Annotated in this window: 15 protein-coding genes and 1 tRNA gene; 5 read left to right on the top strand and 11 right to left on the bottom strand. The window is 66.6% G+C overall.

The window, feature by feature from the left end; all coding sequences use genetic code 11:
- Window positions 1–55: 55 nt before the first annotated feature.
- Window positions 56–2,749: a phosphoenolpyruvate carboxylase gene (ppc, locus tag NEF64_RS00125; protein WP_252574393.1), complete on the top strand. Its 2,694-nt coding sequence runs from the start codon at window positions 56–58 to the stop codon at window positions 2,747–2,749.
- A gap of 108 nt (window positions 2,750–2,857) precedes the next feature.
- Here the strand turns inward: ppc and NEF64_RS00130 are convergent, their stop codons facing one another.
- From NEF64_RS00130 to NEF64_RS00140, 3 genes are all read right to left on the bottom strand, one after another.
- Window positions 2,858–3,256 (bottom strand): acyl-CoA thioesterase, encoded by a 399-nt coding sequence (locus NEF64_RS00130; RefSeq protein WP_200912233.1) that lies wholly within the window; start codon window positions 3,254–3,256, stop codon window positions 2,858–2,860.
- Window positions 3,253–3,816 carry a DedA family protein gene (locus NEF64_RS00135; protein WP_056409736.1) on the bottom strand — a complete coding sequence of 188 codons (564 nt, stop codon included), beginning with the start codon at window positions 3,814–3,816 and terminating at the stop codon, window positions 3,253–3,255. The genes NEF64_RS00130 and NEF64_RS00135 overlap by 4 nt, the downstream gene beginning before the upstream one ends.
- Before the next feature lie 169 nt (window positions 3,817–3,985).
- Window positions 3,986–6,073 (bottom strand): S9 family peptidase, encoded by a 2,088-nt coding sequence (locus NEF64_RS00140; protein ID WP_235516561.1) that lies wholly within the window; start codon window positions 6,071–6,073, stop codon window positions 3,986–3,988.
- 245 nt (window positions 6,074–6,318) lie between these two features.
- Between NEF64_RS00140 and NEF64_RS00145 the strand changes: the two genes are divergently transcribed.
- Window positions 6,319–8,130, top strand: coding sequence for an aminopeptidase P family protein (locus NEF64_RS00145; RefSeq protein ID WP_056409730.1), 1,812 nt, complete (start codon window positions 6,319–6,321; stop codon window positions 8,128–8,130).
- A 5-nt stretch (window positions 8,131–8,135) separates the two neighbouring features.
- Here NEF64_RS00145 and NEF64_RS00150 read toward each other — a convergent pair whose 3' ends face one another.
- Complete coding sequence (locus NEF64_RS00150; RefSeq protein ID WP_200912232.1) at window positions 8,136–8,285, bottom strand: hypothetical protein; 150 nt, start codon at window positions 8,283–8,285, stop codon at window positions 8,136–8,138.
- Between the two features lie 89 nt (window positions 8,286–8,374).
- On the opposite strand from NEF64_RS00150, the gene NEF64_RS00155 reads away from it, so the two are divergent.
- Window positions 8,375–8,449: transfer RNA gene (locus tag NEF64_RS00155), tRNA-Thr, on the top strand.
- 452 nt (window positions 8,450–8,901) lie between these two features.
- Entirely contained in the window at window positions 8,902–9,219 is a 318-nt protein-coding gene (locus tag NEF64_RS00160; RefSeq protein WP_252574397.1) for a ribonuclease H family protein, read from the top strand.
- Between the two features lie 41 nt (window positions 9,220–9,260).
- Here the strand turns inward: NEF64_RS00160 and NEF64_RS00165 are convergent, their stop codons facing one another.
- Together NEF64_RS00165 and NEF64_RS00170 are read right to left on the bottom strand one after the other, a co-directional pair.
- Window positions 9,261–9,692 carry a hypothetical protein gene (locus tag NEF64_RS00165; protein ID WP_252574399.1) on the bottom strand — a complete coding sequence of 144 codons (432 nt, stop codon included), beginning with the start codon at window positions 9,690–9,692 and terminating at the stop codon, window positions 9,261–9,263.
- A gap of 246 nt (window positions 9,693–9,938) precedes the next feature.
- A complete protein-coding gene (locus NEF64_RS00170; protein ID WP_252574402.1) occupies window positions 9,939–10,499 on the bottom strand; it encodes a hypothetical protein in 561 nt (186 codons plus the stop codon).
- Between the two features lie 355 nt (window positions 10,500–10,854).
- Between NEF64_RS00170 and NEF64_RS00175 the strand changes: the two genes are divergently transcribed.
- Window positions 10,855–11,055 (top strand): hypothetical protein, encoded by a 201-nt coding sequence (locus NEF64_RS00175; protein ID WP_252574405.1) that lies wholly within the window; start codon window positions 10,855–10,857, stop codon window positions 11,053–11,055.
- Window positions 11,056–11,097: 42 nt separating this feature from the next.
- Here NEF64_RS00175 and NEF64_RS00180 read toward each other — a convergent pair whose 3' ends face one another.
- The 5 genes from NEF64_RS00180 to NEF64_RS00200 all read right to left on the bottom strand — a co-directional run bounded on the left by NEF64_RS00180 (window position 11,098) and on the right by NEF64_RS00200 (window position 20,608).
- Window positions 11,098–13,134 (bottom strand): hypothetical protein, encoded by a 2,037-nt coding sequence (locus NEF64_RS00180; RefSeq protein ID WP_252574406.1) that lies wholly within the window; start codon window positions 13,132–13,134, stop codon window positions 11,098–11,100.
- Between the two features lies 1 nt (window position 13,135).
- Window positions 13,136–15,472 (bottom strand): sensor histidine kinase, encoded by a 2,337-nt coding sequence (locus tag NEF64_RS00185; protein WP_252574408.1) that lies wholly within the window; start codon window positions 15,470–15,472, stop codon window positions 13,136–13,138.
- Between the two features lie 74 nt (window positions 15,473–15,546).
- On the bottom strand, window positions 15,547–16,353 hold the full coding sequence (locus NEF64_RS00190) for a phosphoadenosine phosphosulfate reductase family protein (RefSeq protein WP_252574410.1): 807 nt from the start codon (window positions 16,351–16,353) through the stop codon (window positions 15,547–15,549).
- Window positions 16,350–19,685, bottom strand: a complete 3,336-nt coding sequence (locus tag NEF64_RS00195; protein WP_252574412.1) for a hypothetical protein — start codon at window positions 19,683–19,685, stop codon at window positions 16,350–16,352. Before NEF64_RS00195 ends, NEF64_RS00190 begins: the two co-directional genes overlap by 4 nt.
- Window positions 19,679–20,608 carry a DUF4007 family protein gene (locus NEF64_RS00200; protein WP_252574414.1) on the bottom strand — a complete coding sequence of 310 codons (930 nt, stop codon included), beginning with the start codon at window positions 20,606–20,608 and terminating at the stop codon, window positions 19,679–19,681. Before NEF64_RS00200 ends, NEF64_RS00195 begins: the two co-directional genes overlap by 7 nt.
- Window positions 20,609–20,619: the final 11 nt, after the last annotated feature.

Here is a 20,619-nt window from a genome sequence, read left to right on the forward strand (position 1 = left end):
CGCCGATTGCGGGTTCGGCGGTTGACCTGATCCCTGTCGCAGCGCAGCAAGGCGCATGGCCAGTCTTCCCGCAATCGCGAACAATTCCGACATCCGTTTCCTCGGCACACTGCTCGGCGACGTCATCCGCAGCTATGGCGGACCGCGTCTGTTCGAGGCGACCGAGACGATCCGCAAGGCCTCGGTCGAGCGTCACCGCGGCCTCGCCGAGGGCCGGACCGACGATCATGCCGCGGTCGATCTCAGCCTCGAAAAGCTCAGCCTCGACGAGACGCTCGATTTCGTCCGCGGCTTCATGCTGTTCTCGATGCTCGCCAATCTGGCCGAGGACCGGCAGGGGATCGCGGCGGAACACGGCGCCGACCTCGCCTCCGCGATCGCCCAGCTCGAAGCCGAGGGGATCGACCGGACGCAGGTCCGCGCGCTGCTCGACCATGCGCTGATCGTCCCCGTGCTCACCGCGCACCCGACCGAGGTGCGGCGCAAGAGCATGATCGACCACCGCAACCGGATCGCCGAACTGCTCGCGCTGCGCGATGCGGGTCGCGACACCACCCCCGATGGCGACCGGGTCGACGACGCGATCCTGCGCCAGATCGCATTGCTGTGGCAGACGCGCGTGCTGCGCCGCGACCGGCTCTACGTCACCGACGAGGTCGATACCGCGCTCAGCTATCTGCGCGACGTCTTCCTCCCCGCTTTGCCCGCGCTCTACCAGCGCTGGGACCGCGCGCTCGGCGAACGCACGCCGAGCTTCCTCAAGCCCGGCAGCTGGATCGGTGGCGACCGCGACGGCAATCCCTATGTCACCGCCGATTCGCTCAAGACCGCGCTTGCCCGCGCGAGCGAGGCGGTGCTCGGCTATTATTGCCAGGCGGTCCACGCGCTCGGCGCCGAGCTCTCGATCTCGACCGAGCACGCCGTCGCCGACCCCGCGGTCGAGGCGCTGGCTGCGGCAAGCGGCGACGACGCCACCAGCCGCGCCGACGAACCCTATCGCCGCGCCTTGTCGGGGATCTATGCGCGCCTCGCCGCGACGCAGCAGAAACTGACCGGCAAGGCTGCGCCGCGCCCCGGCCGCCTCACCGGCGCGCCCTATGCAAGCCCCGCCGATCTGCGCGCCGATCTCGTTACGCTCGCCCACGGGCTCGGCACCGCGCTCAAGACCGGCGGCGCGCTCGGCCGGCTGATCCGCGCGGTCGAGACGTTCGGCTTCCACCTCGCCACGCTCGACCTGCGCCAGAACAGCGCAGTCCATGAACGCGTCGTCGCCGAACTGCTCAAGGTATCGGGCGTCGAGGCGGACTATCTCGCGCTCGACGAGGACGCGCGCGTTGCGCTGCTCCGCCGCGAACTCGCCAATGCGCGCCCGCTCACCACCCGCTTTGCCGCCTATAGCGACGAGACCGCGGGCGAGCTCGCCATCCTCCAGGCCGCCGCCGACGCGCATGCCGCCTATGGCCCCGCCTGCATCACCAACTACATCGTCTCGATGGCGCAGTCGGTCAGCGACCTGCTCGAGGTAAATCTGTTGCTGAAGGAGGTCGGGCTCTACCGCCCCGGCGACACGCCCAGCGCCGCGATCATGGCGGTGCCGCTGTTCGAGACGATCGGCGATCTCGAGGCCGCGCCCGCGGTCATGACCGCCTGGTTCGCGCTGCCCGAGATCGCGACGATCGCCAAGGCGCGCGGTCATCAGGAGGTGATGATCGGCTATTCGGACAGCAACAAGGATGGCGGCTACCTCACCTCCACCTGGCAATTGTCCAAGGCCTCGACCGCGCTCAGGCCCGTGTTTGAGCAGGCGGGCGTCGGCATGCAGCTGTTCCACGGCCGTGGCGGCGCGGTCGGGCGCGGCGGCGGCTCGGCCTTCGCGGCGATCCGCGCGCAGCCCGTCGGCACCGTGCAGGGCCGCATCCGCATCACCGAACAGGGCGAGGTGATCGCCGCCAAATACGGCACGCGCGACGCGGCGATGACCAATCTCGAGGCGATCGCCTCGGCCACGTTGCTCGCCAGCCTCGAACCCGAACGCCTGTCGAACGCCGACACCAAGCGCTTCTGCGCCGCGATGGACTGGCTCAGCGACACCGCGTTCCACAGCTATCGCGACCTCGTCTACGGCACGGTCGGCGGCGACGAGCGCGGCTTTCGCACCTTCTTCCGCCAGATGACGCCGATCGCCGAGATCGCCGGTCTCAAGATCGGCAGCCGTCCCGCCAGCCGCACCAAGTCCGACCGGATCGAGGATCTGCGCGCCATCCCCTGGGTGTTCAGCTGGGCGCAGGCGCGCGTCATGCTCCCCGGCTGGTACGGCGTCGGCCAGGCGCTCGCCGGGTTCGAGGACAAGGCGCTGCTGCGCGACATGGCGCAGGGCTGGCCGCTCTTCGCCTCCGCGCTCGCCAATCTGGAGATGGTGCTGGCGAAGTCGGACATGGCGATCGCCGCACGCTATGCCGGGCTGGTCGAGGATCCGGCGCTGCGCGACACCGTCTTCGGCCGGATCCGCGACGGCTGGCAGCAGACGCATGACGGGCTGCTCGATGCGACCGGCCAGTCGCGCCTGCTTAAGAAACACCCCGCGCTCGAGGCGTCGATCCGCCTCCGCCTGCCCTATATCGAGCCGCTCAACCTGCTTCAGATCGAACTGATCAAACGCCGCCGCGCCGGCGAAGAGGATGCGCGCATCGGCGAAGGCATCCTCCTGTCGATCAACGCGATCGCCACCGGCCTGAGAAACTCAGGCTAATCTCCCTCTCCCCCCGGGGGAGAGGGAAGGGGCCCGCGGCCCTTGCCGCGGGAAGGGTGAGGGCAAGTCAGGCCAAAACCCTCACCCCAAAACCCTCACCCAGAACCCTCAGCCCGCCCCGTCAAAAAAAGGCGCAGCAATCTCCGGCCGCACCCGCAACAACCGCCCGCTCGCCCGGTCGAGCAGCGCCCAGGTCGTCACCGCGTCCAGCTTCACGCGCCCGTCGTCGCCGACGAACCGCACATGCCGGTCGAACCGCGCGCCCTTCGGCCCGCCCTCGACCCAGGTCTCGCCGGTCACCGTCTCGCCCGCGACCACGTTGCCGCGATAGTCGATCTCGTGCCGCGTCACGACCCAGACATAGGCGGCCTTGTGCTCGGCAGGCGCGACCGCCTCCCAATGCGCGGTCGCGATCCGCTGGATCCACTGGACCCAGACCGCATTGTTCACATGGCCCAGCTCGTCGATATCCGCCTCGGCCGCGGTGATCGTCATCGTGAAGGTCATGCGCTGCGCTCCCGCCATTTTCGCCACGCGAACCAGCCACCGCCGACCGCCAGCAGCGCCGCCGCGCCGAACAGGATCAGCCGCCCGGTGCCGATCCGCCCGAGCATCTCCTCGATGACGTTGCCGAACGCATAGCCGATCGCGCTGAACACACAGCCCCACACGATCGCCGCGGCGAGGTTCACCGCCAGGAACAGGCGCTGCGAAATCCGGCTCGTCCCGATCGCGATCGGGCTGACGGTGCGGATCCCGTAGACGAAGCGATAGGCGAAGATAAACCGCCGCGGATAGCGTTCGAGCAGGTCGATCGCGCGCGCATAGGCCGAGCGCCGCCGGATCGCCGCAACGGGGCGCGATTCGCGGAAATACCGCCCGCCCGCAAAGAACAGCTGGTCCGCAACGAACGACCCGACCACCGCCGCCGCCATCGCGCCCGCCAGCGACACCAGCCCCTGATGCGCGAGCACCCCGCCCGTCACGACCGCCGCCTCCCCCTCGACCCCCGCCCCGAGAAAGATCGCCACGACCCCGTACCGCGCCACCAACGCCTCGATCGTCACGCGGCAAGCAGTCCTTGGTCACGCGAAGGCGCGAAGGCGCAAAGAAGGGTGGTTCGCGCAGAGGCGCAGAGGACGCTGAGAATGGTGTGCATCTTCTCTCTGCGTCCTCCGCGTCTCCGCGCGAAAACTCTAAATCTTCGCGCCTTCGCGCCTTCGCGCGACCCAGGTCTCACCCCGCGACGCCCAATTGCCACAGCACGAACGCATGCTCCTCCGCCGCCTCGCGCAGCGACTCGAACCGGCCCGACTTGCCGCCATGCCCCGCGCCCATGTTCGTCTTGAGCAACAGCACATTGTCGTCGGTCTTCATCAGTCGCAGCTTGGCCGCCCATTTCGCCGGCTCCCAATAGGTCACGCGCGGATCGTTGAGCCCGCCGCTGATGAACATCGGCGGATAGGCCTGCGCCTTGACGTTGTCGTACGGCGAATAGGAGCGGATCAGCGCGAACGCCGCCGGATCCTCGATCGGATTGCCCCATTCGGGCCATTCCCCCGGCGTCAGCGGCAATTCGGCATCGAGCATCGTGTTGAGCACGTCGACGAACGGCACGTCGGCGATCACCGGGCCCCAGAGCGCGGGGTCGGAATTGACCACCGCGCCCATCAGCTCGCCACCCGCAGACCGCCCCGCGATCGCGATCCGCCCCGCAGACGTCCACTTTGCGTCGACCAGCGCCTTTGCCACGTCGACGAAATCGTTGAACGTGTTCTCGCGCTTCTCCAGCTTGCCGTCGAGATACCATTGCTGGCCGAGGTCATCGCCGCCGCGGATGTGCGCGATCGCATAGGCAAAGCCGCGATCGAGCAGGCTCATCCGCCCGGTCGAGAAGCCCGGCGGGATCGCATAGCCGTAAGCGCCATAGGCATAGAGGAACACAGGCGCCGACCCGTCGCGCACGAAACCGGCTGGATAGACGATCGACACCGGAATCTCGGTCCCGTCCCGCGCGGTGATCTTAAGCCGCTCGGTCGCGTATTTCGCCGCGTCGTAACCGCTCGGAATCTCCTGCACCTTGAGCATCGTCCGCTCACCGGTATCGACGTCATAGTCGTACACCGTCCCCGGCGTGACCATCGACTCATAGCCGAGCCGCAGCACGGTCATGTCATATTCGGGATTATCGCCGAGCCCGGCGACATAGCTCGCCTCGGGAAACTCGATCCGCTTCCCCTCGGTCGGCGTCTCGTACCGGTGGATCGCGATCTGATCGAGCCCGTCCTCGCGCCCGTCGACCACGAAGAAGTCCTGATAGCACTCCACCCCGGTCATGTAGAAAGTCGGGCTGGCCGGGATCAGCTCGCTCCACGCGCCCGGCTCCTCGACCAGCGCGGTACATAGGCGGAAGTTCGGATCGACGTCGTTGGTGTGGATGAACAGCGTGCCGTCATGCTCGTCGACGTCATATTCGCGGCCAACCTTCCGCGCGGACACAAGGATCGGTACCGCCAGCGGCTCGTGCGCGGGCAGCAGGTAGATCTCGCTCGTCACATGGTCGCTCGTCGCGATCACGATCCACTTGCGCGAACTCGTCTCGCCGACGCCGACGCGGAAGCCCTCGTCCTCCTCGTGGAACAGCACGACGTCGTCCGCGATCGGCGTCCCCAGCCGGTGGAACCGCGCATTGTCGGTCCGCCACTGCTCGTTCGCCAGACCGTAGAGGAAGCCTGCATCGTCCGCGGTCCACACGATCTCGCTCAGCATGCCCGGAATCACGTCGGGCAGATGCTCGCCGGTGTTCAGGTCCTTGACCCGGACCTCGAACCGCTCGCTCCCATTGTCGTCGATCGCATAGGCGAGATAGCGCCCGTCATTGCTGACCGAGAACGCGCCGAGCCGGAAATATTCATGCCCCTCGGCGAGCGCGGGCTCGTCGAGCAGCAGCTCGTCGTCACCGCCCGCAACGGGCTTGCGCCACCATTTCTTGTACTGGCCGCCGGTCTCGTAGGCGGTCCAGTAAAGCCAGTCGCCGTCCTTTTGCGGGACCGAAGATTCGTCCTCCTTGATGCGTGCCTTCATCTCTTCGTACAACGTGTCGGTCAGCGCCTTGTGCGGCGCCATCTGCGCCTCAAAATAGGCGTTCTCGGCGGCGAGATACGCCAGCACGTCCGCGTCATCGACCTCGGGATAGTTGGGATCCTTCAGCCACGCATAGGGATCCTCGATCGTCACGCCATGCGCGGTGAAGCTGTGCGGCCGCTGCTCGGCACGCGGCGGCACGGATGGGGTCTCGGGCGAAGAGATGGCAGGGGAATTCATGGTCATCCCCCCTGTTACCGCCCCGAAGACCGGAAGCCAACGCAAGAGGCCCCCGCCCGCAAGCAAACCCCGCTGTCCTACACGCCGCGTTTCTGTCACAACACGCGCCATGCCCTGTCCCGGCCCCAATCGCCCGCACACGCCCCGCCCGCGCGGCACCCGACCGGCACGCTGCCCCTGACAAAGCCGCATTTTTTGCTGCCAGCGTCTCAACACTCACAACATTCAGATCGACGAAAGCCCCGATGACCCGATCCAGCCCGACCCGACTCACCGCCCTGCGCGCCTATCTCGCCGCCGCCGGCCTCGACGGCTTCGTCGTGCCGCTGACCGACGAGCATATGAGCGAATATGTCGGCGGCTATGCGCAGCGGCTCGGCTGGCTGACCGGGTTCCAGGGCTCGGCGGGCAGCGCCGCGGTGCTCGCCGACCGCGCCGCGATCTTCACCGATGGCCGCTACACGCTCCAGGTCCGCGAACAGGTCGATGGCGATCACTGGGAATACGCCCCCGTGTTGCAGACCAGTGTCGCCGCCTGGCTCGGCACGCACGTCGCCGAGGGCGCGCGGATCGGCTATGACGCGTGGCTGCACACCAGCGCCTGGGTCGCCGAAGCCAGCGCAGTGCTCGCCGATCGCGGCGCTGAGCTCGTCGCGGTCGACGCCAACCCGATCGACGCGATCTGGACCGACCGCCCCGCGCCATCGCCCGCCAGGATCACCATTCAGCCCGACGCGTTCGCCGGCGCCTCGTCCGCCGAGAAGCGCGCGCGGATCGCCGACTGGCTCGCCGAACAGCGCGCCGACGCGGTCGTGCTGTCCGCGCTCGACTCGATCGCCTGGACGCTCAACATCCGCGGCGACGACGTCAGCCACACCCCCGTCGCGCTCAGCTATGCGATCGTCGGCGCCGACGGCACCACCGACCTGTTCGTCGCACCCGAAAAGCTCGACGACACCGTCCGCCAGCATCTCGGCAACGCGGTCCGCGTCCATGACCGCGCCGCGTTCCAGCCCGCGCTACGCGACTTCGCAGGCAAGCGCGTTGCCGCGGATCCCGAACGCGCCGTCGCCGCGATTTCCGACGCGCTGACCGCGGGCGGCGCCAAGGTCCTCGCGCTGCGCGATCCCGTCGTGCTCGCCAAGGCGCTCAAGAACCCGGTCGAGATCGCCGGCCACCGCGCCGCCTCGGTCCGCGACGGCGCCGCGCTCGCGCGCTTCCTGCGCTGGGTCGAGACCGACTGCGCCGACGGCAGCCAGACCGAATTGTCCGCCACCGCGAAGCTGCTCGCCTTCCGCGAGGCGACCGGGCTGCTGAAGGACACCTCGTTCGACACGATCTCGGCCACCGGCGCGCACGGCGCCAGCCCGCATTACCACTGCACCGAGGAGTCGAACGTCCCCCTCGAGCCCGGCCAGCTCTATCTGGTCGATTCGGGCGGGCAATATGCCGACGGCACCACCGACGTGACGCGCGTCATGCCGATCGGCGCGCTGGCACCCGAACAGGGCAAGGAGATCCGCGACCGCTTCACTCGCGTGCTCAAGGGCCATATCGCGATCGCGACCGCGGTCTTCCCCGACGGCACGCTCGGCGGCCAGATCGACGCCTTCGCGCGCCGTCCGCTCTGGGAGGCGGGGCTCGATTTCGCGCACGGCACCGGTCACGGCATCGGCGCCTATCTGGCGGTGCACGAGGGGCCACAGCGGATCGCTTCGCCCAACTATCCCGGCGGCGCGGCGATGGAGCCGCTGCGTGCGGGCATGATGCTGTCGAACGAGCCCGGCTATTACAAGGCGGGCGAATACGGCATCCGGATCGAGAATCTGCTGCTGATCGAACCGCGCACGATTCCCGGCGCGGACCGCGCGATGCTCGGCTTCGAGACGCTGACCTTCTGCCCGATCGAGCGCACGCTGATCGAGCCGTCGCTGCTCACCGGTCCGGAACTCGCCTGGCTCAACGCCTATCACGCGGAGGTGCTGGACACGCTCTCGCCCGAAATGACCGGCGACGACCTCGCCTGGCTTCAGGCAAAATGCGCGCCGATCGGCTGACCGCCTCAGTCCACAGGCGGCTCGTCCGTAGGGGGAGCCACGGCGGGCTCGGCCGCCGCGGCACGCGCCTGCGCCTTGCGACGGCGCAGATTCTCGCGCAGCGCGGCGGCCATGCGGGCTGCTTTTTCCGCCGCTTTTTCATCGTTCGATTGCATAATAACGCCCTACATCGTCGCGCGACGCCTTGACAATCGTCCCGCCCTCGTCTCTTAGCCCCACTCCGCCGACAGCGATGTCGACGAGTGCTGCCGTAGCTCAGTGGTAGAGCGCATCCTTGGTAAGGCTGAGGTCGTGAGTTCAATCCTCACCGGCAGCACCAGCTTTTTTGACGTTGACCCTTAGGACGTTCGCTTATGCTACATAAGCGAACCCTTTGGTCACGGCATTCCTAGGCATTTAGCTGCACGTCCACCTGGGTGCCGACATCCGCAGCCATCCCCTTGCGGTGCACGTTCGCAAATCCGCTTGTTGCGGCTTTATCCTGCGCCGACCAGCGGCTGACCTCATCAGACTAGCGTTGTCGTCGTCGCGCTGCGCCACGCCAACAAAAACATTTCGGCGTGCCATCAAATGACCTGATCAAGGCGGGCGATGATCACCCGCCCATCCTTTTAACGATTTGGTAAGAAAGCCTTCTGTATGCGTGGTCGCATCAGGAAGAAAGTGCCCGAACCGATTCACGGTTAGCGGGCCTTTAGGCGTTTATCCGAACGTTTTGTTAGCGTGGCAGGCGTATCTCACAGGTGACGGGGGATATTAAGGAAAACTGCTGTGAGTGAGATGAAAAGCCGTGGCACCTGCCACCAGATCAAGGGCGGCCAGAAGGTTCTTGGACTGCAATTCGCGGATAGAAGAGTCACACTCGTCTCGGATGCCGGCAATGCGTCTGAGGCCGCGTGGCTGGCGTACTTCCACCTGGCATTCCTGGCGCGCTCGATGGGCCTCAGGGATGTGACGTTGAAGACGAACAGCCGGCATGTGGTCAATCAGCTGACCGGCAGGTGGAAGGCACGCAGCCCCATGATGCGTCGTTATCGTGATGCGTTTCTGGCAACCTTCGCCGACATGAGGATCGAACATACTTTCTGACGGCCCGTTGGCGGGGCGGATCGCGGGATCCGCCCCAAGCCTCACGCGAAGTCGAGGTAGCCTAGCTTGCTGGGTCTCGGCTCGAAGGTCGCCAGGAGGTCGAGGACGCCATGAGCGACGTACGGATGATCGTACAGCGGCTCGGTCCTTACCCATTGCCCGGAAAGAGAGCGTGCGCACATTGCGACGAGGGTCGCCAGCATCAAAGGCTCGATCGGCTTATTCCGCTCCGAGAAGCAGGAGACGATCTCCCGCATGTCCGCGCGATCGAACACGCGAACATGGATGTAGCCACGAGGACCTTCGAGATCGGCGACACGGGCTGCCGCCTCCAGTGTCTTGTGGGACGTCATCCCGGTCAACCGATCGCAAAGTTCGCTCACCGCACCGTGATCAGGCGCCTCCGTGATGCGGGAGGCAAGAGTAAATAGAGGCATAAGGTCGGTATTCATCTGGGTCGAAGTGACGAACATTTTTTTCTCCTTGCTGGATCGCACTCTTGCTCGACGCCGTGAAAATTTGTCGCGCGACTACCTTCGTCAGCCCGCTTCCTTAGTCGTAAATTCTTCGCTCACTACGAGCAGCGCGGCGGTAAGTCGGCGATGTCGCGAATAGACGACGAGGCTGCACTCAGGCTGCTCCGTTCACCCCAGGCTGATCTGCGTCCTATAGTCGCCATCGTCATACAGGGTGATAACGACTACCTGGCTGTCCGGAATTCACACGCCATATCGAAACCGCGCGGCTGCGTTCATCTCGTCGAACGTCGGGCCCATGGATCTCGCACCGCGCCCGGCCGAGTAGACGTTGGCGGCGAGCCAGAACTCCTCCGCCGACCGCTCCCCGACCTCGATCTCTTTCCACCAGACCCGCCGCGCCGGATCCCAACGGTAGGCCCGTTCGCGGAGCAGCTCCTTGACGTCGAAGGAAGCGCCGGTCGCGCGGACGATCCAGGACGGGGTCGCCGAGCGCGTGCGGAGGCTGGAAAGTGCAGTGGCGCCGTCCGCGAAAGAGTGGCGCAGAAGCTGGATGACAGCATCGACGTCCGCGGGCCCGCGATGCGCCTCGTGGAACCATCCGGTCTGACCGAGCAGGTGTCCCAGGGCCAGCCCGTCGAAGCCGTTTCCGCGCCAGTCGATCTGGCTCATCGAACAGGCCCAGTCGAGATCGCCTGCATCCTCCAGACGACGTTCGATCCACGGACGGTCGAAGGCGGCATTGTGCGCGACGACGACGCTCGCCGAACCTCTACACGAATGCGTCGGCGTCGCCGCAGGCATTGCGTTCGAACCACGCCGGCGTCGGGACGGCGAAGTTCACCCTCGTCGATGCGATCGGCCTTCAGAAGGACGCCCTGTTCCCTCAAGCTGTTCGGGCAGAACCTGACCGACCAGCGCGGCCCCTGGTTCATTCGACCGGCAGTGTTCGTCGGTGGCCCCAAGCCTCGAACGATCGGCCTACGCCTTCGTGCGTCGTTCGACTTAGCCGAGAGGCCGCCCCCCCCCCGTGGAGCGGCTCCTCTCTGCCGCAGCCGGCGAAGGAGGACAGACTTCCTTGCAGCTGCTATGTCGCGACGCGCATCGGTTCTCGGTCGTTGCCGGACGCGTCCTTCGACCGAATGTCGATACCTTCCTGGTGGACCTTCTTCTACAGGATCGCGTCGATGCCGTTGGTGATCTTCTCGACCAGCGCGGGGATTGGATGCGCCTGCTGGGTCTCGACGACGCCGTAGAACGCCTCCTTGTCGCCTTAGGGCGTCCACTTGCTGGCGTCGGTCGCGAGACCCTGGGCGTCCAGGATGGCCTGGACCTCATCTGCGGTGCCCGCCGTCAGTAGCCGCGTGAACAGCTCCTTCGTGTCGCCGCGGGTGCTGACGCCCTATGCCGCCACGGCCGTCGCGGCGATGGCTCGATCTCCCAGCTCCTCGTCGACCTGCTTCGGCGGGGAAGGCGGATCGACCCGGCCGAATACGACCAGAAACTGCGTCTCCTTTTTCTCCGTCGTGACATCCGCTACGTTCTTGACGCGCCGGTAGTGCACGGCCTTCGACGATCCGGTCACCTCGTCGAGCTTCTGGAACGTCACGGGCAGCTGGAGTTCTCCGATCACGGCACCATCGCTTAGTTTCGCGTCCAGCGCCTTCCCCCACTTGTCCTTGGCAGCCGTTCCCAGCACCCACTCGCGCACCTCCCAGACGACGTCCTCGCGCAGGCAGAAGGCGCGCTTGCCTTTGCTCGCCGGGAACGTCCAGGCGGCGCGATCTTCCGCGCCGTGCTCGATTACCGCAGTCCAGCCCGTCGGGCCACCACCCGTCCGGGCGAGCACCCGCACGCCGACCGCCTCCGACATGGGCGGGGCGACGGGCAGACCTACGCGCCCGACATCCGCCATCAGCTTCTGCTGCAGGTCGGCATGGTACATCTCGCGTAGCCGCCCTACCCACTGATAGCGCCCGCCGAGATTCTCCGTCGCCATCGCGTCGACCGTCATCGTGACGGGCCATTTGGTGTTCCAGTCGACGATGTAGGGCTTGTCGTTCAGCATGATCAGGTGATTGCTGGGGTTGAGCGATTCCTCCAGCGGGACGAGCGACCCTCCGATCATGGTGACCGTCTTCAGCTTGTCCTCGCTGCTGCGTCCGGGAACCAGGTCGCACGCGGGGGTCAGCACGGCCAGCACCTGGGGCAGGTTCTTCGCACGACGTCTTACCTTCAGCTTCTTCTCGTAGATCCTGTTGTAGCTCGCCGTGTCGATGTAGATGTAGCCCGACCACGTCTTGGGCTTGAACGTCTCGTTGGCCACCGCCAGCCGCGATGTCGTGGCAGCGCTGTACAGCCCGGTGATTGCAGCCGTCGGGCCTACTCGACCGGGAATGGCCTGCGGCAGGACGACGCTCTTGACGAGCTTGTCAGCCTCCCTTTTGCGCATCATCTGCTCCACCTCGTCGGTGAGCTTTCCTCCGAGCAGCCAGATCAGGTACTGGGCGAAGGGCGTCTTCTCGTCGGCCAGGCGAAACTCCTGGATGTACGAGAAGTCCATCACGTCGAGCTCGCGCAGCGAAAGCAGCACCTCGTTCGACGCCTCCGCGACGACGCGCTGCCACGTCTCCATCAGCTTCCAGAGAGCGTCGCTTTCACCCCTGAACTTGGCCAGCCCCATGATCTTGTGCTGTGCGCGCGCCGGATCCCGGACGGCGATCTCCTTGGGCAGGAAGGACAGCTTGCTGGCCAGCATGGCCGTGTCCGCCCTGAACTTCGGCAGGTCTTCGGCGACCGCCGCCGACGAGATCAGCATGACGAGAGGTATGCGACTCGCCGCCGCAATCAGCTCCTTCAGGAAACGGACGGACCTGTCTCGAGCATCGTCCGTGTCCTTCTTCGTCACACCCGGACCGACGACTGCCGGAACCGCGCCGCTGAGATAGTAGTCCAGGAACACCATGTCGAAGCCCGCAACGTCGGCACCCGCTGCGTCGCTGCCGAATTCGGTGACGGTGGCTTCCGTATCGTTCTCGATGATCGCCTTGAGCCTGCGTAGCGGCCGCAGCTTGGCGGCGCGATCCACCCCAGCGACACCGAACAGTGGCCTCAACAGCGTCGTGAGCGGTGCGTCGGGCTCTGCGCCGATGAATGCCGCCCACAGCGTTTCCAGCAGTCCCGGATCGTCAAGACCGTCCCTCACCTGCTCCGCCGCTATGCCAGCTGCGGCAAGCGCGTCCCACGTTGCGATGTCCGCTTCCTCTGCGGCGTCGTCTTCCTGCCTGTCCAGCAGGTCGTCGATCGTGGTGCGCACCTGCCGCTTGTCCGCCGCGTTGAGCGAGGCAAGGTCGAGCGGATCGTACGCGTCGTCCACGATCGCTATCTTCGCGACCGCGTTCCTCTTCAGCGTCTCCCGCAGTTCCTCGTGATAGGCCATCCTACTGTCCGCTCATGTCGAGTACGAAGGTATTGTATCGTCCAGGTCGGACGGTCGAGACGCGTTCCAGGTCCAGCGCCCAGTCATGGTACTTGGCGACCTCCCGCGAGATGTAGAGCCCTAGCCCATGCCCCTCGCCAGCGGGGCGCCGCGTGACGAACGGCTGGAAGATCTCGCTTGCCATCTCGGGCGCGACTCCGGGGCCGTTGTCGGTAAGCGTCACGACCCGCTCGTCAGGCTCGACATTGATGGTGATGCGGGGCTTCAGGCTTGGGTCTATCCGATGCTCCTGCTTCACCCAGAAGAAGGAGTTCGACAGAAGATTCTCGATGATCTGGATGAACATGCCCCTCACCGCCTTTATGCGCCAGGGCCTTGCCGACAGATAGGTGCCGTCGACGTCTATGCCATGACGCGCGATCTTGCCGCCATGGCCTGACACGATGTCCCGTATCAGTTCACCCACGTCGAACGTTTCCTTCACCTGGCGGCGGGCAGCGCTGAGCGGATCCAGGTTGGCGACGCGCTTGCTTATCGTCGTCAGCTGATCTGTCAGAACGATCATGGCGGAGGCATCCGCGCGAGGAAGCGACGTACGGTCGATGTCGCCTAGGGTCTCAAGCGTGGCGGACGTGGTGCGCTCGAGTTCGTGCATGATGAACTCCACCATCAGGCCTACCCCCGCAAGATGGACGAGCTGTGCGCGGTCGCTGGCGACCTCGTCGGCGATCGCCCGGGCCTCTCCGAGATAGCTCGTCATCTCCTTGATGAGCCGTAGCGCCTGATCCACCAGATGACGTCCATCGTTCGGAAGAAGCTGTTCGATGCGCCGCAGTCTCGAGCGCACCTCCTCCTCCGTCGTCTCGATCTTCTCCTCGATATTCTCGAAGGTCGTCTTCTCCTGGATCCGCGCGGCCTTGTCCTCAGTGTCGATGAACGACTTGAACTCCGTCAGCAGGATCTTCTGGAGCAGTCGGACCATCGCGCGCTTTTCGGGGGTGTCGGTAAGACCCTCGCGGTTCGTCTGGTCGAACAGCCCGTCGTTCTGCCATGAGATCCGCACCCGACCGATGACCTGCTGCCGATTGAGCTTGTAGCCGCGCGACGCGAAGGCCTTTCTGTCGAGCTCGAGCCAGTCGTCGCTGCCGCCGCCGTAGGGATTGACGCGATAGCCGTCCCGGAACAGCATCAGACCGCCCGACCAGCGGTTCACCTCGTCGCGAATCTCCTTCTGGGTTCCCACTTCTGAACCGGTGATGAGCCGGCGATTGAACCACCACATCTCCATTTCGAAGGGGCCAAGGGATTCGATCACGTCCAGCGACGAGGCTTCGCTCGCCGTCACCACTTCGGTGGCATTGAGCGTGAACGGCCGACGCTTGCCGCGTAACCGGTATTCGCTGACCCCGTGGATCACGGGGCGCCCGTCTTCGAATACCAGTCTCGCGGTGCATGTGCCGTGGGCCAGGTCCAGATACTTGCGATCGATCTCGGGGATGTCGACGTGGGCGCCGTTGAAGGTAAGCCGGAGCAGGTCGTTCGCGGTCTCCTTCTCGAACGGGTCGACAAGTCTGGCGAACTCGTCCCTGGCGATGCCCTCGAGCTTGGCAGCGGACCAGTCGCCCCGGAGAGCGCGTATGGTGACGGTGGTGCCCTTCCTGGACGAATCCGGCTTCAGTCCGCCCTTTCGCGGCTCCACCACGACATCCTCGAGAAGAGCATCGGACTCGTGGCTGAACAGGCTCCAGTCCACTTCGAGGATGCTATGCCTGGGGTCGCCCTTCCGTGTCGTCTTCACTTCCAGCCGATCGCCCAGTCGCATGGTCGAGAGGCGCCCCACGCCCTTCTCGCCTAGAGGGGCTCGACCTCCGCCGGCAGCGATGATCGCTTCCCGCTGCTCGCGACGCGATCGCGTGCCGATGGTCAGATAGACCTCGTCCAGAGCCTGGAGGGACATGCCGTCGCCTGTGTCGGAGACGGTGATCCAGTTGTGCTCCTCGTACCACGCGGTCGCCGCGGCCCGGCTTCCGCCGCCATCCGCATCCGTCAGCCGCTCGTCCAGGTCCTGAACGAGACTGGCGGGTATGGCGACCAGGCGCGGCTGCCTGAAGGCGATCGATGCCTGCCGCCTTATCTCGTTCCGGTCGCGTTCGAAGTCGATGAGCGATAGCAGCTCGTCGAACTGCGAGCGCGTGACGTGGGCGACGACGTCGATGCGCACGCGTCGGGATCCGGCATCGACCGAATTCTTGATCAGTTCGTAGAGCGCGATCCCGTCCGAGCTGATGAGCTCGGCGCCGAGCTCCAGGATGGTGCGGGCCATGATTCGGAACGCCATGCCTCGATCCTAGCCTCGCACCCGGACGAAATGCTTAACGCACACCGGCGTTGATGCGCTGGAACGCCGCGTCATCAGAGGGTGCATATCAGACAGGCGTCGCCCTCGGGCTCCTCCCCGTCTCCATCGGCGAAGACCTCGGCAAGCGTAAGCCCGTCGCCCCGGCGCTCGCGGGCGAGACGCCGACGCTCGTGGTCGTCCTTGATCGCCTGCATCCGTGCCGGCTTCTCGAGCTCGGACAGGCTCTCCCGCTCGCTCCAGGTGAAGGTATTGCCGCTGCCCTCGAACGGCTTCTCGTAGTCCTTCGCCTTCTCGTACAGGTCGGGGTAGGTCTCCTTCAGCCGCACCCACTCGATCTTCTGCTGGTAGAAGCAAAAGAAGCATCCCGACCGGGTACGGCCCCACTTGGTATAGGGCGGCATACCGACGCCCGAATCCCGCAGGATGCGCTCGATGTCGGGCAGACGCAGCCCATCTTCCTGGAAGGGGTAGACAGGTGTGATGTTGGCCTTGTGGCTGATGTACCCCGATCGGTTCTCGTCAGCGCGAAGACCGACGTAGTTCAGCACCTCGTCGTCGCCGACGTGGGTCTCGAACGGCTTGAGCTTGAGCATCTTGGTGCACCACCGGCGATGGTTCGACGGGATCATTCCGCCGTACACGTCGTACCAGTGATCAAAGCCCAGGTCGGCGTTCAGGCGGTGGACCCGCTTGCCGAGGTAGTCTTCGATGCTCTCGAGATACTGGTACGTCTCGGGCAGCTCTTTGCGGGTATCCGAGAAGATGTACTCCATGTCCGGGACGCGGTCGCGCATGTAGATCGCGAGCGCGGCCGAATCCTTGCCCCCGGACAAACTCAGGACGTGACGGACGGGCTTCATGTGGTTTCCTCCTTCACGCCCTCGGGCATCCGTTCGACGAGCAGCCGTCCCAGGATGGCCCCTGCGTCGTCGCGGCCCTCGAGCAGCCTGCGCATCTCGCCCTCCACTTGCGCGGAGGAGCGCGGACCGCTTCCGGCGCGAACCACCATCATCTGCTCGTCCCCCGATGTCGAGACCACGTGAACCGTGCGCAGGTCCGACTTCTGGGCCACCGCGCTGCGGATCGCCATGAGCCAGCGGGCCAGCCGCTCGGCCGTCGAGCGCGCCTCGAACGCGAAGGCATCCAGGCTCTCGTCGGTCCAGCCGTCGATGCGACGTCCGCCCAGCAGTCCGGTGACCCCCTCCAGCTGACGCCGCTCTCCTTCGGGCGCGAGCATCCGCTCGACGAACTGCCGGAGAGTGAAGTCTCGCAGGGACAGCCTGTGCGGCGAGTAGTCCACCCTGATCTGCTCGTGCACGCCGGCCAGGTCACGGGTCCCGAAGGCCTCTGCCAGCGCCGCGGCCGCCATCGATCGCAGCATCGGCTCGGCCTCGCCCAGCTCCAGCAGAGCCGCGTTCAGCCGTTCCACCATGAGGGTCGCGTCGATCTCTCCGGACGGAAGGACGGCATCGCACGCCCGCGGCAGGTCGGCGAACACCAGATCGATCGGCTCCTTGCCCTTGGCCAGCACCGACCTGACCGCGTCGGTCATCGCCGACACGTTCCGGGTGTTCAGAGTGTACTCGGGCAGACGCCGCCACCAGAGGTAGATGCCCTCGACGATCTGCTTCAGCGCCGCCTCGGGCCGGGCGCCGCCGTCGAACACCACCAGTTCCGACGCAAGCCGCTCCAGTACCTGCCGCCGGTCGTCGGCCTCGCCCAGATGCCGCAGCGCGAAGTTCGCTGGAGCCTTGGCCAGACGCATGAAGTGCGGTCCGGTGATCTCGGGCTGGAACGTGCCCCGCTCCATCAGCGCGATGTCGCGACGGCTCGCCAGCATGAACGCGGCGATGAGCAGCAGCGCCGGTCCGGCCCGCAGACCGATCGGACGCTCGCCGAGCGCCTCCACCAGGTGATCGAACCGGATCAGTCCCGCCTTCTTCACGAGCGCGTCCAGGTGATCCCATGCCGGTCCCCAGTTCAGCTGATCCTCGTCGGGACGCCCGAACGCGAACAGGCCGTCCGGACCGGGGCGGTGCATGCCCGAGGCGGCGAAGACGGCAAGATAGACGGTGCGCTCCGGCGGAGCCCCTTCAAGTCCAAGGTACTGTTCGTCCGCGCTAGTGACCATCAGCTCGAGCAGCCGCATGCGGGCGCTCGCCACCGCAGTGGATATCCTGCCGCGGTTTATCAGCTCGTTGCGCAGGATCGGGGTGCCGGCGAAGGCCTCGTCGAGCATGTCGCTGAGGTGACGGCTGAGATCCGCTGCGCCGGGCAGCTCCAGGCGCGTTCCCCGGTCGAACCATGTCGAGCTATCGCCGACGGTCGGCCGGGCGAAGGCGCTCAAGGTACGGCCGAGCGCAGCCTCGGAGGCCGCGAGCCGGGCGGCGACCTCGCCTCGCGCCAGATCGTCGACGCGCAGCTCCTCGCAGCTTTCGCTGATCCAGCGCCACATGCCCAGCTCGTGCGCCCATTTCAGGTCCGTCGCGTCGACACGCTGGACGCAGATCAGCGTGAGCGGCGGAGCCGTGCGCGACAGCTCGGCTGCCGCGGCTAGGACGGCATCCTCGTCCTCGTCCGGGTGGAGCGGCACGAGGACTATGGCCCCGTCGCCGTCGCGGACCGCCTCGTCGGTCGTCACGGCGAAGGTGCGTAGCGTGCCTGTCCGGTGATAGTGACGGTGGGCCACGATCGGACGCGCCGGCGGCAGGCTTTGCGCCAGTGCGTCGATCCGCGTCACGGCAGGCACCTGGATCCGCGCCTCGTCGATCCAGTGATCCAGATCGACGCTCGTGCTCGACCAGAGGCTGAAGTCGTCGCGGTGGGGCCGTCTGTAGAGGATGCGGCGTTCGGCGAGCTGAGCCAGCGCGGCCTCCGCCTCGGGCTCTCCGATCCCGAGACACCATGCGATCGAGGCCGCGTCGGTCCGCAGCCCCGGCAGCGGATCGAGCACGGCTATTACGGCGACGGCCTTCAGGACGTCCGTGTCGCGCGTATCGAGCGCGTCGGCCTGCACCAGTGCGTCCAGCGCAAGCTGCCAGCGCCGCTCGCGCTCGGGCGCGCGCAGGCGCAGGTCGCCCTGGGCGTTGAGGTAGTCGAACAGCTGGGGCAGGCGGTACCAGCCTGCAGCGGTGTAGGCCGTGCGCCCGGCATGATCGCGAAAGCCGTGGGGCTCGTGCGACTGGAGGAAGCCGAAGACCGACCGCTCGTTCTGGCCGAACCGTCGCGCTACCGCCGAAAGGGCAGCGACGGTCGCCGGGTGGAGCGGAAACAGCCGGCCTGCCATGGCGCGCAGCTCCGATGGCGCCGTGTGGAACATGCCCCGCTCGCCCGCGGCGCTGAACAGCACGCCGGCAGCCTTCGTGACCGCGCTCGCGGGACTTACCGGTTCCAGCGCGTTCGAGAGAAGGAACAGGGTCTGCTCGGCGCTTTCGCGGAACGAGATTTCCTCGTAGCGCTCGGCAGTCCTGGCCCACTCGGCCTCGATCCACTCGCCCAGACCGGCGACGTAGTCGGAGAAGCGGTGGTGAAGCATGGTGACGACCGCCAGGGGTGCGCGCCCCCGCCCCCCGGCGCGCTCGGCAAGCGCTTGGAAGATTGAGGGGTCCTCCAGTCGCGGGTGGGAAGCCGCGAACTCGAGGTACCGGCCCATCTCGTCGACGAGCAGCAGCAGTCCCCGGCCGCTGCTCTCCTGGAGATGGACCGCCAGCGCCTCGAGCGCTGCAAGCGCCGGACCGGAGCGGTCCCGGGACGCGCGAATGTCCTCCACGTCCGCAGCGACGGCGGTGGCGCCCAGCCGGTCCGCCGCCTCGGCCAGCGCCGAGAGCAGGTCGTCGACGAAGCTGGCGCGCCGGCCGTTCAGGACGATGGGCTCGTATCGGGGCGGCTGGCTTCCGGCAGGCAGGATATCGGCCGCCACCGTCATCGCATCCCCGTCCCCGCGCAGTAGGCGGGCCAGCAGCAGGCCGACGCTGGACTTCCCGACCCCGTAGGGCCCCGTGATGCGGAAGGCGCGCTGCCGCGATTCCGCACGCAGCCCGTGGACGATCCGCAGAACCGCCTCGCGTACCGTAGCGGTGACGACGTAGCCGTCCAGCGCCTCCGCGTCGTTCAGGTCGCGCGCGAGGTCGGTCGAGCGGACATAGCGCCGCGTCACGTGGACGTGGTCGGCTACCGTACGGGCGGTCACCATGCGAGAGACTCCATTTCGTTCAGGGCGGCCGGGCGTACCGCGACCAGGTCGACGCCTCCGGCGCCGTCGTCGCGCAGCTCGAGCCCGCCGGCCGCGTCGCAGAGCGCGGCCAGCCGCTCGTGGAGGCTGGCCTCGTCCAGCGCGAAGACCATGCCGGGCGATCGCCGCGCCAGCATCAGCGAGCGCAGGGAGATCGCGCTAGAGCCGGGCGCGGTACCGGTCCAGAAGTCGTGTAGCGCGAAAGCAAGGGCAGGCAGGTCGAGCGTCGGCTTCGGACCTCGCGAGAGGCGGATGGTCGGGGTGCCCAGCACGGCCTCCTGACGGACGAGATCCAGTTCCTGCAGAGGACAGCCCAGAGCATCCTCCACGATCGCGGGACCGTCGTTCCGCCCGGCGTGATAGGTCCGCACCAGGATGTCTACATGGGCGGCGGCGGTGTTCGGGGATATCCGCGAGCCGAGAGCTTCGGCGCGGCCCGCCACCGCAGCGACCAGCCGCTCGCGCGGGATGACGGAATCGCGCAGATCCATGAAGAGCGTCGCCCAGGCACCCAGCCGCGCGCGCGTGACGAGAATCCAGTGCAGCCTCCAGAGGGAACCGATGTCCTCCAGGTAGGGGTCGTGCCCGGTGACGGGGTCGAGCAGTCGCACGGCGAACCGCGTCGGCACGACCGAACGCCCATCCTGCCGGATCAGTCCCAGCGCATCGCCCCAAAACCTGATCGACTTGACCATGTTGCGGCCCAGGCCGAGCGAGAGGATGGCGCGTTCGTCCGCCGAGAAGAGTTCCGGCGACTCGACGACCGCACCGTAAAGTTTAGGCAGCCAGCCGTAGCGGATCACGAAGGATTCGTGTCCGGAGAACTTCAGCCCTCTGTCGTCGTGCCACGCGCTCGTCTCGCGCGCGGCGTCTGCCGCGATCATCGCATCCCCTG

It is taken from the genome of Sphingomonas aerolata (assembly GCF_023935825.1).
GTDB lineage: Bacteria > Pseudomonadota > Alphaproteobacteria > Sphingomonadales > Sphingomonadaceae > Sphingomonas > Sphingomonas aerolata.

Bases quoted from the DNA above. Each gene is read 5' to 3' on its own strand.
- NEF64_RS00165 (WP_252574399.1), bottom strand. From the start codon at position 9,692: ATGTTCGTCACTTCGACCCAGATGAATACCGACCTTATGCCTCTATTT.
- NEF64_RS00200 (WP_252574414.1), bottom strand. From the start codon at position 20,608: ATGATCGCGGCAGACGCCGCGCGCGAGACGAGCGCGTGGCACGACGAC.
- NEF64_RS00170 (WP_252574402.1), bottom strand. From the start codon at position 10,499: ATGCCTGCGGCGACGCCGACGCATTCGTGTAGAGGTTCGGCGAGCGTC.
- NEF64_RS00140 (WP_235516561.1), bottom strand. From the start codon at position 6,073: ATGAATTCCCCTGCCATCTCTTCGCCCGAGACCCCATCCGTGCCGCCG.
- NEF64_RS00130 (WP_200912233.1), bottom strand. From the start codon at position 3,256: ATGACCTTCACGATGACGATCACCGCGGCCGAGGCGGATATCGACGAG.
- NEF64_RS00185 (WP_252574408.1), bottom strand. From the start codon at position 15,472: ATGGCGTTCCGAATCATGGCCCGCACCATCCTGGAGCTCGGCGCCGAG.
- ppc (WP_252574393.1), top strand. From the start codon at position 56: ATGGCCAGTCTTCCCGCAATCGCGAACAATTCCGACATCCGTTTCCTC.
- NEF64_RS00145 (WP_056409730.1), top strand. From the start codon at position 6,319: ATGACCCGATCCAGCCCGACCCGACTCACCGCCCTGCGCGCCTATCTC.
- NEF64_RS00150 (WP_200912232.1), bottom strand. From the start codon at position 8,285: ATGCAATCGAACGATGAAAAAGCGGCGGAAAAAGCAGCCCGCATGGCC.
- NEF64_RS00190 (WP_252574410.1), bottom strand. From the start codon at position 16,353: ATGAAGCCCGTCCGTCACGTCCTGAGTTTGTCCGGGGGCAAGGATTCG.
- NEF64_RS00180 (WP_252574406.1), bottom strand. From the start codon at position 13,134: ATGGCCTATCACGAGGAACTGCGGGAGACGCTGAAGAGGAACGCGGTC.
- NEF64_RS00195 (WP_252574412.1), bottom strand. From the start codon at position 19,685: ATGGTGACCGCCCGTACGGTAGCCGACCACGTCCACGTGACGCGGCGC.